The sequence below is a fragment of the Acinetobacter sp. V89_7 genome, from assembly GCF_029967895.1.
In the GTDB taxonomy this organism is placed as follows: Bacteria; Pseudomonadota; Gammaproteobacteria; order Pseudomonadales; family Moraxellaceae; genus Acinetobacter; species Acinetobacter soli.
Genome location: NZ_JASCAJ010000020.1, coordinates 1 through 13,357 on the forward strand (window position 1 = coordinate 1; position 13,357 = coordinate 13,357).

14 protein-coding genes are annotated in these 13,357 nt (G+C 40.1%); 7 read left to right on the top strand and 7 right to left on the bottom strand.

All coding sequences use genetic code 11. From position 1 onward, the window contains the following. The first annotated feature begins 263 nt into the window (after positions 1 to 263). A complete protein-coding gene (locus tag QLG00_RS04585) occupies positions 264 to 470 on the top strand; it encodes a KTSC domain-containing protein (RefSeq protein ID WP_004936538.1) in 207 nt (68 codons plus the stop codon). 7 nt (positions 471 to 477) lie between these two features. Here the strand turns inward: QLG00_RS04585 and QLG00_RS04590 are convergent, their stop codons facing one another. From QLG00_RS04590 to QLG00_RS04600, 3 genes are all read right to left on the bottom strand, one after another. Next, entirely contained in the window at positions 478 to 696 is a 219-nt protein-coding gene (locus QLG00_RS04590; RefSeq protein WP_004936541.1) for a DUF1653 domain-containing protein, read from the bottom strand. 169 nt (positions 697 to 865) lie between these two features. Continuing rightward, the gene (locus QLG00_RS04595; protein WP_004936545.1) at positions 866 to 1,309 is read right to left on the bottom strand and encodes a universal stress protein; all 444 of its coding nucleotides are present in this window, start codon (positions 1,307 to 1,309) and stop codon (positions 866 to 868) included. Between the two features lie 408 nt (positions 1,310 to 1,717). Continuing rightward, a complete protein-coding gene (locus QLG00_RS04600; protein ID WP_282470575.1) occupies positions 1,718 to 1,942 on the bottom strand; it encodes a hypothetical protein in 225 nt (74 codons plus the stop codon). Between the two features lie 464 nt (positions 1,943 to 2,406). Between QLG00_RS04600 and QLG00_RS04605 the strand changes: the two genes are divergently transcribed. Continuing rightward, complete coding sequence (locus tag QLG00_RS04605; RefSeq protein WP_282470576.1) at positions 2,407 to 4,605, top strand: TonB-dependent siderophore receptor; 2,199 nt, start codon at positions 2,407 to 2,409, stop codon at positions 4,603 to 4,605. 52 nt (positions 4,606 to 4,657) lie between these two features. On the opposite strand, the gene QLG00_RS04610 is transcribed toward QLG00_RS04605, so the two are convergent. Beyond that, complete coding sequence (locus QLG00_RS04610; protein ID WP_076032739.1) at positions 4,658 to 6,112, bottom strand: SulP family inorganic anion transporter; 1,455 nt, start codon at positions 6,110 to 6,112, stop codon at positions 4,658 to 4,660. A gap of 581 nt (positions 6,113 to 6,693) precedes the next feature. Here QLG00_RS04610 and QLG00_RS04615 point away from each other — a divergent pair. The 3 genes from QLG00_RS04615 to QLG00_RS04625 all read left to right on the top strand — a co-directional run bounded on the left by QLG00_RS04615 (position 6,694) and on the right by QLG00_RS04625 (position 9,672). Continuing rightward, complete coding sequence (locus tag QLG00_RS04615; protein ID WP_004936555.1) at positions 6,694 to 6,897, top strand: hypothetical protein; 204 nt, start codon at positions 6,694 to 6,696, stop codon at positions 6,895 to 6,897. 394 nt (positions 6,898 to 7,291) lie between these two features. Further along, entirely contained in the window at positions 7,292 to 8,611 is a 1,320-nt protein-coding gene (locus QLG00_RS04620; RefSeq protein ID WP_004936556.1) for an NCS2 family permease, read from the top strand. A gap of 62 nt (positions 8,612 to 8,673) precedes the next feature. Next, positions 8,674 to 9,672 carry an adenosine deaminase gene (locus QLG00_RS04625; RefSeq protein ID WP_004936559.1) on the top strand — a complete coding sequence of 333 codons (999 nt, stop codon included), beginning with the start codon at positions 8,674 to 8,676 and terminating at the stop codon, positions 9,670 to 9,672. A gap of 37 nt (positions 9,673 to 9,709) precedes the next feature. Here QLG00_RS04625 and QLG00_RS04630 read toward each other — a convergent pair whose 3' ends face one another. Then, positions 9,710 to 10,261 (bottom strand): cytochrome b, encoded by a 552-nt coding sequence (locus QLG00_RS04630; protein WP_004946473.1) that lies wholly within the window; start codon positions 10,259 to 10,261, stop codon positions 9,710 to 9,712. Positions 10,262 to 10,461: 200 nt separating this feature from the next. Between QLG00_RS04630 and QLG00_RS04635 the strand changes: the two genes are divergently transcribed. After that, the gene (locus QLG00_RS04635) at positions 10,462 to 10,842 is read left to right on the top strand and encodes a hypothetical protein (protein ID WP_282470577.1); all 381 of its coding nucleotides are present in this window, start codon (positions 10,462 to 10,464) and stop codon (positions 10,840 to 10,842) included. A 23-nt stretch (positions 10,843 to 10,865) separates the two neighbouring features. Next, a complete protein-coding gene (gene rnhB / locus QLG00_RS04640; protein ID WP_282470578.1) occupies positions 10,866 to 11,453 on the top strand; it encodes a ribonuclease HII in 588 nt (195 codons plus the stop codon). Between the two features lie 72 nt (positions 11,454 to 11,525). On the opposite strand, the gene csrA is transcribed toward rnhB, so the two are convergent. Together csrA and QLG00_RS04650 are read right to left on the bottom strand one after the other, a co-directional pair. Then, positions 11,526 to 11,780, bottom strand: a complete 255-nt coding sequence (gene csrA / locus QLG00_RS04645) for a carbon storage regulator CsrA (protein WP_004925987.1) — start codon at positions 11,778 to 11,780, stop codon at positions 11,526 to 11,528. A 246-nt stretch (positions 11,781 to 12,026) separates the two neighbouring features. Beyond that, positions 12,027 to 13,307 (bottom strand): aspartate kinase, encoded by a 1,281-nt coding sequence (locus tag QLG00_RS04650; protein WP_004936569.1) that lies wholly within the window; start codon positions 13,305 to 13,307, stop codon positions 12,027 to 12,029. Positions 13,308 to 13,357 lie beyond the last annotated feature (50 nt).

The following is a 13,357-nucleotide window of genomic DNA, read 5'->3' on the forward strand; positions in this document are numbered from 1 at the left end:
GGTCTAACATGCCTAACAGCTCCAAAGGAGTAAATAATTTAACTTGTTGAGAAGAATAAGATAAATGCATTGATAGGGGAAACGGTATGTTTTTATCAATACAATCGGTTTTTTGAATAAAGGTGACTTTTAGTCAGTAAAAATTTATTTAACAGTTCATTCACTTTACAAATATTCTCTTTGTGCGCGATTCAGATTCTTGTAATGTCAAAAGAATAAAAGATGCCTAAAAAGTGATCTTTTTGTATGGAAAAGGAGCTTATATGCAGCAACTGGTGAGTGTTAAGTCATGGCAATACGATGCAATATCACGCCATCTTAAAATTTTTTATGAGAATGGTACAGGGGCCTTATACCATCCTGTACCTGTATTTATCTATGACAATTTATTACGTGCGACCGATAAAGCCGCTTTCATTCACAAGTATATTGAATTTGACTTACACTTTAATCGACTATCGATTTTATAAGCCAGCGTTAGTCTACACAATGTAAAAACTGAAAGCGTGGTTTGATTTCGTTGTCGTGTTCTACAGTTTCAATAAACATGGTGAGCGGGCGTGCCCAAATGGAGTAATCTCCGTATAAACACTGATAAATCACCAATTCTTCTTCAGTCTCGCTGTGTTTTGCAACATGCAAAACTTGGTAAAGCTGACCTTTATAATGCTGGTATATGCCTTTACGAAGTGACATGATCGCTCGCCTTAAATACTAATGCTGTAGAAGCTACTATGTTATCGTATTCTTTGCAAAGCGGGTAATCGTAGCGTTCAATCGTTTGATTGAAGTGCATTAAAATTAATTAATTCGAGTTAAAAAATTCGGCTCTGACACATTAATGATGAGCAGAGCCAAATATAGTCTATTTTTTTACAATTAAAACAGGAAGTTCAGTGTTCCCTAGCACATCTTGAGCAAAGCTACCTAAGAAAAACTTTTGAACACCTTTACGACCGTGTGAGCCCATCACAATCAAATCAATCTTCAAATCTTCAGCAGCCTTAATGATACCTTCAGCAGACACTTCACCTTTTACGATCTGTGTTTCGACCTCAATACCATGCACAGTCGCAGTGCTCTTTACATGTGCCAAGGTTTCTTGTGCTTTTGCCTGTGCTTCAATGAAATAGTCTTTCATAATCGGGGATACATAGTAAAAATCGACACCGCTAAACGGATCCTCAGCCAATAAGCTAATTGCAGTCAATTTGCTACCAAAAGCTTTGGCGAGCGATGCAGCATGTTCGAAAGCTGCTAAAGAAATTTCAGAGCCGTCAACGGGAACTAAGATATGTTGGTAACTCATAATGTTTATTCCTATGTTATGCGTAATTGTTATGTAATGTGCGAAAGAGTGATTAAGCTCAGATGGACAATCCAAGCATCATCTCCCTTTAATTTTATAATAAAATCAAATACAAATAACCACAAGACCAATTACAATAAGATAAACTGAGAAAAATGATTTGAAATATCTTTTTGAATTTTGTTCATCTTCTTTTGTTTAACCTGAATGCTATCAGTTTTCTATTAAAATAATGACCGAATTCAAATTGTTAAGATAAGCAACGATAATATTTATAATCGTGTAGATACGCTGAAAAAATAACTTAAGTATCTAAAGCGTCTGCAATTTAGCATGCTCGTTATTGATAGTATCTTTGAAGATTTTTAAACTCAATGCGCAGTTTAATGCGCATTGGGTTTTCTAGATTTAATTAAAGCATTTGTCCCATCTTTCTAGACTAAAGCTCTGACCGACAGAGAAACGCTGGCGAATTAATTCGGGAAGGTGGCCTAAATAGCGTACATAAACTTCGGGTGTACGATCTACTTTATGCACAATAGTTAAAATTTCGTAGATGGCGGAGCTCTTATCGTGATCTAGTTCAATCCATTCGCCTACTTGAGGAGAAATACCAATCGTTTTTAATCCCAAGTTTTTCGAGGGAGACTGGCTTAGATCGATCAAAATAATATTCATCTAAATAGGTTCCTTAAATCGTTAACCGTGTTTTAACTTTTAAATTAATTATCAAGTCATAAAGTTTTTAAGGCTTATATTTATAATAAAAATAGAAGAAAAGAAAATTGCAAAAAGCTTCTTTTTTTATTTTTTTTAATTTAATGAAAATAAAACATTTATTTGAAATATATTTTTTGATGTATTTGTATACATATATAAATCGAGATCTGTAATGAATGGATAGACTTTAAATATATATTCAAACAAATAAATGATATGTAAATGATTTAAATTCGAATTCTAGGTATAAAACCAAATAAATAATATGAGATTGCTTTGTAAGTAAAATTTAAGAAATTGTATAAAAAAAGTAATGCAAATGGGAATGTTTTTTATTAATATTTGCGCTTTGTATCCCCACTTTGGATATTGCGTCGATGATTCAGAAACGTTTTTTTAAACAGCCAGGAACCGCAGCCTTCAGATTGAGCTTGCTTAGTCTTATGATTGTGCAAACACAATACGCTTTTGCCAATCAAAATGGAGATGTTAAAAATTCGACTGCCGTGATGCCAACTCTGACGTTGGAAGCGATGAGCGAGCTTGACCCGATCAAAAGCTATGTGGATTATGCTCAAGCCAATGTGACACGAAATGGTCTAGATAAGAAAGATATACCTCAGACCATTGATACCATTGATGTGCAAAAGTATAAGATTTATGGTGCCAATGATTTAAGTGTGATGTTACAAGGTACACCGGGTGTGACCACCAATTATGATACACGCGGTGATGGGATTGTGCTTAGAGGATTCAACGCCGACACCAGCGATATATATCGAGACGGTATCCGTGACAGCGGGCAAATTCGTCGTAGTACGGCCAATATTGAACGAATTGAAATTTTAAAAGGCCCAGCTTCGGTACTCTACGGTCGTAGTGGTGGAGGTGGTGTGATCAATATGGTCAGCAAATATGCCAACTTCGATTCGAAAAGTACGGTAGGTGGCTACCTTGGCTCTTGGAACAACCGCGGAACAACGATTGATTTAAATCAGGCGATTAATCAAAACTGGGCGGTACGCCTAACCAGTGAATATGGCGAAACAGATAGTTTTAGGCGCGGAATTCAGCAACGGCAGGTGATGGCCTCACCCAGTGTGACTTATCGTAATGATGACCAGACAATCACTTGGACCACTCAATATACCTACGACAAATTGCATCGGATTCCAGACCGTGGCCCATCTTATTTTGATTTGGCAAAGAGTGGTGTGTATCCTTCAATTAAGCAAGGTTTTGCGCACGATGGTGATTATATCGATGATGAATTACACTTGATTCGCACCGATTTGAAATATCAATATGCGACCAATTGGAACTTTCATTGGGCTTTAAGTTACCGCGAAGCGTCTCAAGATTTTGATAATTATTTTGGTGGAACTTACTGCGCCACAAAAAGCGCGACATGTTTGTATCCGGGCTATATTCGTCAAAGCTATGCATGGCAACAGACCACCAATAAAACCATCACTAATACTTTTGACTTAACAGGTGTGTTTAATACTGGGCGTTTCGAACATCGTGTACTTTTAGGGGCCGATGTTACTAAAGAGAGACGTGAGCCAATACTGGGGAATTATTCGAGTGGCAGTACACAGTTATATGGGTATTTCAACCCGTACACGGGTGATACCATTGAAACTTTTGATCGTGCAAATGCTCAGATCACCACTCAGAATTATAGTGAAGCATTAAATTTAGGGTTTTTTGCCCAAGATTTGATTCGCTTAAACGCTTCGTTACAACTGATGCTCGGTGCCCGATACGATATCTATGATTCATCTACACAGGTCAAAATCAGAAACAAGCTGGCCGTAGATGAATACTATTCAAAATCTGAAGGCACGTTTAGTCCAAATATCGGTTTGGTCTGGCAGCCTCTCGATGCACATAGTATTTATACGTCGTATAGCCGTAGTTTTGCACCATTTGGTGGTTCAACAGGTGTGAACGCTGTTTCGAGTACTGTGGTCAATGCCGAGCCTCAATACAACGATCAATTTGAGGTTGGAATTAAAAGTGACTGGCTTGATCAGCGTTTGAGCACGCAATTTTCGGTTTATGATATTCGTAAACACAATATTCGCTATCAACCTGATGCCATTAACAACCCTGATCTGTGGGCTGTTGCAGGCGAGCATGAGGCACGTGGAGCAGAATTTAGCTTTATTGGCCGATTACGCGATAACGTGTTTATCCGCGGTGGTTATGGCTATACCGATGCAAAGGTAAAAGAAAATATTCAATATCCGCTGACAGAGAATAATCCTCTAGATAAAGTCTCTAAAAACACAGCAAATCTATTTGTTCGTTATTTGCCAACTGAAAAACTGTATTTTGAGACAGGAGTAACTTATCAAGGTTCGTTTTACGCTTACCAAAATGGTAATTTAAACAGCACGCCTGTACATATCAATGGCTTTGCACGACTCGATGCAGCAATTGGCTATAGCTTTGCACCTTGGAACGTGACGCTTGCAGTAAACAATGTAACCGACAAGCAGTACTGGCGCTCGGCTGAACTACCGAGTACGCCACGCAATGTTTTATTGCGCTTTGGTTATCAGTTTTAAATGAATAATCATCCATGCAGATTTAATCCTGCATGGGTGATTTTCGACGTATTTATATCTTCGAGTGGGTACCATATTGTTCAATCATGATCGAGCTGGCTTCGTTTAAACCTCTTACGCTCACCAAAACGCCATTTTTCTTGAATTTATCTACAATGCTGTCTAATGTTGCCACGGTGGTGACATCCCAGATATGTGCATGGGTCAAATCAATCACCACATGCATAACATCCTCAGAAAAATCAAATGCATGTGCAAAGCGCTCTGATGAGCTAAAAAAGAGTTGACCGCGTACATCATAGTGGCGAATGTTGTCTGTACGGGAGGTTTCAATATGTACATCATTTTCAAGTTTTTGTGCCAAAAATAATGCCGACAGTAAAACACCCACCAATACGCCAATCGCCAAGTTATGGGTAGCCACTACCACTACCACGGTTGCCAGCATTACCACAGTACTTGTGGTTGGGTTGCGACGAATATTTTTGACTGATCCCCAATCGAAGGTACTGATCGAAACCATGATCATGACAGCAACCAAAGCTGCCATAGGGATGATCTTGAGCCAGTCACTAATAAACACCACTAAAATCAGCAAAAACACACCCGCAACTAGGGTAGAGAGTCGAGTGCGTGCACCAGATTTTACATTAATCATCGACTGTCCAATCATGGCGCAACCGGCCATACCACCCATCATCCCCGTAACGATATTGGCAATACCTTGACCTTTGCATTCTTGATGCTTGTTGCTGGCACTGTCGGTCAGTTCATCTACAATTGTGGCGGTCATCATCGACTCGAGTAAGCCGACTGCAGCCATTGCACAAGAATAGGGCAGAATGATCCATAATGTATCAAGATTCCAAGGGATATTAGGGATAAAAAAGTGCGGTAATTGATTGGGAAGATTCCCCATATCGCCAACGGTGCGTACATCTACACCCATTAAATAGGCGATGAGAGTAATTAAAACAATACATACCAATGGGGAGGGAACAAGCTTTCCAATCACGGGCAAGTAAGGAAACAAGTAAATAATGGCTAATCCAAGCGCAACGAACACATATACCCAAGATGAGACATGTATCAGTTCGGGGAGTTGAGCCATAAAAATTAAAATGGCCAGTGCGTTTACAAAACCGATTACAACCGACTTAGACACAAAGCGCATCAGCTTGGCCAGTTTTAGCTGCCCCGCAATAATTTGAATAATCCCGGTTAAAATTGTGGCTGCAAACAGATAGTCCAGTCCATGTTCTTTGACCAACGTCACCATGAGCAAAGCCATCGCGCCAGTGGCGGCTGAGATCATGGCCGGTCGACCACCTACAAATGCGATGATCACTGCCATCGAAAAAGAAGCGTAAAGGCCAACCTGTGGATCGACACCTGCAATAATAGAAAAAGCGATTGCTTCAGGAATCAGTGCAAGACCAACAACTAAACCAGCGAGAACATCTCCACGAATATTGGAGAGCCATTGCTGTTGAATTTGAGCAAACATAAAAAGCCTATAAAATTTTTTATTTCGTACAGGCTAGCGATGTGATATTTACACACGACTACACCACATCACCAGACAGTGATGATTTCAATTGATGAGAACTAAAAGAAGATCAATTAAGGTGGCGTAAGGATCATGTAAATAAATCGAGGAGGTGGGTTTTGAAGCGCGTAGATTAACACATGCAGGTATGAAAATACAGGTTGGGCGTGCATGCTGCCAAGAAGTGCTTGAGAGGAAGAGTAAAATAAAGGGCCATATTAAAGCCTAAGCTTGAAGGAAAAATCTATATATCTTAAAAATCTACAATGCGCTCTTTGTGATTTAATGTAATCAGAGTATGATCAACTAAGCATCGTATGATAGAGATAAAATGATGCCTTTAATGTCATGATATAAATGACAAAAATAAGACATTTGCACAGTAACAATGCGAATAATTGTGAATTAAGTCACAAAAATGTAGTCAAAAAGTGTTGTTTTATAGTTTAATAGCGTGTCTATAAAATGGTAGGCACAAAGTGGCGTTTGCATCAGTCGAGCGCCTGAAAAATTCATTTTACTGATAAGATTTTTAAGATATGAAAAAAATAGCTGCTGTGTCCGTTGTTGGGCTTGTATTGGTCTTGGGTTATGGGATCTATATAGATTCTCGTGCCAAAAAACGCCAAGAAATATTGCATATCATTAAAGATGCCGAAAAAGGTATAAAAATGATTGAAGCCAATCCGAATCATATTAATCACAAATTTCTAACTGAGCGTGCAACTCAAGAGCAGTTTTAACTTAAAAGTTGACCGCCGGGAAAAATAAGTAATTGATTTGTTGCACGATTAATTTAGAAAAACATGTATTTATAAAAAAATAAACAAAATAAAATCAATCTGTTATAATCCACCGTCAAGTATTAAGTGATTAAAAGACAGCAATTGGGGCTGAATTACTTAATCGTTAGGTTGAAAAAGCCGCATGCTCATGCGGCTTTTTTCTGTTGGGGGAGCCTTTGTCATTATCCAAAGCCAGCATACTGATTATTTTAAATAAATAATAATCAAGCTGATGGCATAGTATTTGCTCAGGCCTAAACAGATTTTTCATGTGCAATACAGTGCTTTTAACGTGGCCTGTAAACATGATCGCAGAATTACGAAATGCTCAATTTTCTCATAGGGCGATGATATGACCACTCCTAATCCTTCAGTAGGTTTGCTTGAGCGCTTGTTTAAGCTAAGCGAAAACAAGACAAACTTCAGAACTGAAGTACTTGCAGGTGTAACTACATTTTTGACCATGTGTTACATCATTATTGTAAACCCGATCATTCTTTCAGAAACGGGAATGAACTACGGTGCTGTCTTTGTTGCAACCTGTTTGGCTGCAGCAATTGGTTGTTTGGTCATGGGCTTGATTGCCAACTACCCAATCGCATTGGCACCGGGCATGGGCTTAAATGCATATTTCACCTATTCTGTATGTTTGGGTATGGGTGTGCCTTGGCAGACAGCTTTGGCTGCCGTTTTCATTTCTGGTCTTGTTTTCTTGGCGATTAGTTTCTTAAAAATCCGAGAAGCGATTGTCAATGCGATTCCAATGTCACTTAAGTTCGCTATTGGTGGCGGTATCGGTTTATTTTTGGCGCTGGTAGCACTCAAAAATGCCGGTATTATTGTAGATAATCCTGCCACACTGGTGGGGTTAGGTAATCTCAAATCTCCAACTGTCTTGTTGGCCTTTCTTGGTTTTATCATTATCGTAGTTTTGCACCAGTTAAAAGTACGTGGTGCAATTATTATCAGTATTCTGGCGATTACTGGTCTTTCCACGCTACTCGGCTTAAATGAGCTAAAAGGTGTAGTCGGTGCCATCCCATCAATTGCACCAACATTTATGCAAATGGACTTCGAAGGCCTGTTTACAGCAACCATGATTGGTGTGATTTTTGTGTTTTTCTTGGTCGATTTGTTTGATAGTACCGGAACACTTGTTGGTGTTTCGCACCGTGCCGGATTGCTCAAAGATGGTAAGCTACCACGTTTGAAAAAGGCCTTGTTTGCCGACTCAACTGCAATTGTTGCGGGTGCAGCTTTGGGAACATCTTCAACAACACCATATATCGAATCGGCATCGGGCGTAGCAGCAGGTGGGCGTACGGGTTTAACCGCAGTGGTGGTGGCTGTGCTATTTCTAGCATGCTTGTTTTTATCACCGCTTGCTCAATCTGTTCCTGGTTTTGCGACTGCACCAGCGCTACTCTTTGTCGGTGTGCTCATGATTCACGGTATTACCAATATTGATTGGGACGACATTACAGAAGCGGTACCGGCTTTCCTCACGATTGTATTTATGCCATTTACTTATTCAATTGCCGATGGTATTGCAATGGGTTTTATCAGCTATGCGATCATTAAATTGCTGACTGGTAAGGCTAAAACCGTACCATACATGGTCTGGATTGTTGCTGTGCTTTGGGTTTTCAAATTTGCAGCATTTGGCGGTTAATTTTTGTTTTAAACTAAAGGGTGTAGTGACTTACACCCTTTTTTATTTTGTAAGGAGTTTGGATGAATCAAGCAGAACTAATTCGTGCCCTGCCGAAAGCAGAATTGCATGTGCATATTGAAGGAACTTTTGAACCTGAGCTAATGTTTGAAATTGCCCAGCGTAACCATATCGATATTCCGTACCAGTCGGTTGAGGAAATCAAACAGGCGTATAACTTTCACAATCTGCAATCTTTCTTAGATATCTACTACGCGGGTGCTAACGTTCTGGTCAATGAGCGTGATTTTTATGATCTTGCTTGGGCATATTTTAAAAAATGTGCGGAAGACCGCGTGGTTCATACAGAAATATTTTTCGATCCACAAACACATACTGAGCGTGGCGTTGCTTTTGAGATCGTATTAAACGGCTTAAAACGCGCTTGTGCAGATGCGAAAGAGCAACTGGGAATTAGCTCTGAGTTGATTATGTGCTTCTTGCGCCATTTAAGCGAAGAAGACGCATTTAAAACGCTCGAACAAGCTTTACCGTATAAATCAGATATTATTGCAGTAGGCTTAGATTCAAGTGAAGTCGGGCATCCTCCTTCTAAGTTCGAGCGTGTTTTTGAAAAAGCGCGTGAAGAAGGTTTCTTGGTTGTCGCCCATGCTGGTGAAGAAGGGCCACCTGAATATGTATGGGAAGCTTTAGATTTACTCAAAGTGAATCGTATTGATCATGGTGTTCGTTCTGAAGAAGATCCGGCACTCATGCAACGTCTGATTCAGGAAAAAATGCCACTCACGGTGTGTCCACTCAGTAACCTCAAGCTTTGCGTTGTCGATGACATGAAGCAGCACAACATTCGCCGTTTGCTTCAGCAAGGCGTGCAGGTTACGGTGAACTCTGATGATCCGTCTTATTTTGGCGGATATATGAATGATAACTTTGTTGCCATTCAAGAGGCTTTGGATTTAAGTCAAGATGAGTTAAAGCAACTTGCGATTAACTCGTTTGAAGCGTCATTTATTGCCGATGAGCAAAAGCAAAAATGGATTGAAGAAATCAAAGCCATTTAAAAGAAAAAAGCATCCTCTCGGGATGCTTTTTTTATGTCTAGCGTTGTCGTGTCATACTTCTGAGCACGTTATCTTTATCAATAAAATGATGTTTTAAAGCTGCCAGTAAATGCCCCACCACCAAGAATCCTGCAATCCATGAAATATAGATATGTAGAGGTTTTACAATGGCGGTGACTTCAGGATTTTCTCCAATCAATTGTGGGATATTAAATAAATAGAGTACAGGTGCAGGGTGGCCCGCACTCCAGCTGTACAAGCAGCCTGTAATCGGCATTGCAAGCAAAATAAGATACAGCGCTAAATGCCCGATATGAGCAAACGTTTTCATCGCAGGTGACATCGTCTCTGGTAACTGCGGAACAGGATGTGTATAGCGCCAAAAAAGACGTATTACCACCAGAAAAATAATCGTGGTTGCAATGTTTTTATGCAGCGTAATCACATCTCCTTTAAAGCTGCCATCGTTTTCGTAACTTAAAAAGTTGCCACTATAAAAGCCAATCATCCAAGCGGCAATAAAGATAATCGCCATAAGCCAGTGAAGTATTTGAGCAGTGCGCGTGTAATACTGAGGGGAAGAAGCCATTTTTTTAAATCCCAACAAGGTCATCATTTTTATATCACCATCATAAAAAGTCTTGATGCGATTAAAAACCAAGAACTTGTAACGATGTGTCTTTTAAACAGAACGATTTGATCTAGTTGTCGGATTAAAGCGCATCACGCTATTTCATAAATAGATGGAGTTGGGCACAATACGCTATTTGAATTTTGAAGGTGAAGCACTTGAAAAAGTTAGCGCTGATGGTATTACCTGTATGTTTGATTTTTACTGCATGCACCACAATGGATACCACAGGAACAGCACAGACCTCTTCTGGTTCATCGCAACTTGGTATGGCAGCTTTCAAAGTTGCGGTCAATGTTCAGTGCCTGAATAAAATTGAAACCTTACCTGCTTGGAAAAGTGCGACCAAAGTGATGTCGAACGAGCAAAAGCAAAGCATTCAAACCGAAGTTTGCGGTTGTGTCAGTGAAAAAGCACCATATAGTGTGACCACGATGGACATTGCAACAGCCAGTCTTGACCCAGCTGCACGAGCAACTATCGTCAATCAGATTGTCACTAAAACCGTGAGTGAATGTGTGGTACAAACCTTAAATTAAACTAATCAATCTGGGGTTTTACTTTGGAACAAACCAACCTATTTGTTGCAGGAGTCGATGAGGCAGGGCGTGGCCCTTTAGTCGGTTCTGTGGTAGCGGCAGCCGTGATTTTAGATCCTGATCATCCCATTGCTGGATTGAATGATTCTAAAAAATTAACGGAAAAAAAACGTGAAAAGTTGTTTATTGAAATTCAGGAAAAAGCATTGGCTTGGTCGATTGCTGAAGCTACACATACTGAAATTGATGAGCTCAACATCCTGCAAGCTACTTTTTTAGCCATGCGACGCGCGGTTGATGGCTTGCAGCAGCAGCCCATGAAAGTGATTGTAGATGGCAATCAGATTCCAAAGGGAATGACAATTGCCTGTGAAGCGATTGTCGGTGGAGATGCAACGCATGCCGAAATTAGTGCTGCGAGTATTTTAGCCAAAGTGACTCGTGATCGCCAAATGGTTGAACTGGATCAAAAATATCCATTGTTTGGTTTTGCTAAACATAAAGGATATCCAACCAAGGTACATTTTGAGGCAATAGCTCAGTATGGTGTCATTGATGAGCACAGACGCAGTTATGCACCCGTTAAACGTGCCTTAAACCAAGACCATTAGAAAAGTGAAATTGCTAAAATGTTTAAAGCGGCTAAATTAGCCGCTTTAATTTGGGAGGGTATAAATAAAACTTTAGCGATTAAAGTTATTTTGAGAGTAGTTATCGTCTTCAAAAGAAGGCTGATAATCTTGATCTAGGTGCTGAAGATGTTCATGCATTGCGCGTTCATGTTGAATACGTTGATAAATTTCTTCACGGTGAACCGATACTTCTTTCGGTGCATTCACACCAATACGTACCTGATTCCCCTTAACACCAAGCACAGTTACACTGACTTGATCCCCAATCATTAATGTTTCCCCGACACGACGGGTAAGAATCAGCATGTTTATCTCCTTGCAAAATGCTAAACCTGCGATAGTTTTTTCAAAAAGTGAAAACACAACCTCGGAATTGAGAGAATTTTAACAGAATTATTAGAAAATGAGAATTTCTTATAAATTCTGTTGAAATTTTCTTAAAAACCTCTAGCGCTAATATAGCAGAGCCACTATAAAAAACACTATAGTGGCCCTGATTTTTTGTCACGATTCTTTGAAAAGTGAACTAACTTCGGCTTAACTGGTTAATCATTAAGCACGTGCGCTGCTTTCACCATGCTCACGGTCTAAACCAAAAGCAGTATGAAGTGTGCGCACTGCAAGCTCTAAATAATTCTCTTCAATCAAGACTGAAACTTTGATTTCAGACGTCGAAATCATCAGAATATTGATGCTTTCTTCAGCTAAAGCCATGAACATTTTACTTGCAACACCCGCATGTGAACGCATGCCTACACCCACAATCGATACTTTTACAATATCATCACGGGTTGAGACTTCACGTGCACCAATGGTTGAAGCAGTTTCTTCAAGAATTTTCTTGGCTTTAGCCAAATCACCACGGTTTACTGTAAAGGTAAAGTCGGTAGTTCCATCTTCTTCAACATTTTGAACGATCATGTCGACTTCAATGTTGGCAGCACTGATAGGAACTAAAATTTTAGCGGCGATACCCGGTTCATCTGGAACACCCAAAATAGTTAATTTTGCTTCGTCACGATTAAATGCGATACCAGAGATAATCGGTTGTTCCATTGTATCTTCCGCCTCAGTTGTGATTAGTGTACCTACGTTTTGTTTAAATTCTTCATCAAATGCACCGTCGTTGTCGTTGTCAAAGCTTGACAATACACGGAGGGGCACTTGATATTTTCCTGCAAACTCTACAGAGCGAATCTGTAGAACTTTTGAACCCAATGATGCCATTTCCAGCATTTCTTCAAAAGAAATACGATCCACTTTTTTGGCTTTTGGTGCAACACGTGGGTCTGTGGTGTAAACACCGTCCACATCGGTATAAATCTGACATTCGTCTGCTTTGAGTGCGGCAGCCAATGCAACACCTGTAGTATCTGAACCGCCACGACCTAATGTGGTCGTGTTGCCTTTTTCATCTACCCCTTGGAAACCCGCAACGACAAGAACACGTCCTTCGTCAAGATCTGCGGTCATCACGTCGGTATCAATCGATTCAATACGTGCTTTATTGTAAGCGCTGTCTGTTTTGATACCAACTTGACGACCTGTATATGATTTAGCTTCGACCCCAATCGAGTTGAGTGCCATTGCTAACATCGAAATCGTCACCTGTTCACCGGTTGAAACCATCTGGTCTAACTCGCGTGGGTCAGGGGTGTCGGTAATGGCTTTCGCGAGAGCAAGTAGGCGATTGGTTTCGCCACTCATAGCCGATACAACCACAACAACCTTGTGGCCGTGATCATGCCAACGCTTCACACGACGAGCAACATTTAAAATGCGCTCGGGAGTACCCATAGAAGTACCGCCATATTTTTGAACGATTAATGCCATAGTTGTTCCATATAAGCCATGACCCTGAGAGGCTTATTCAGGGTCAGTTA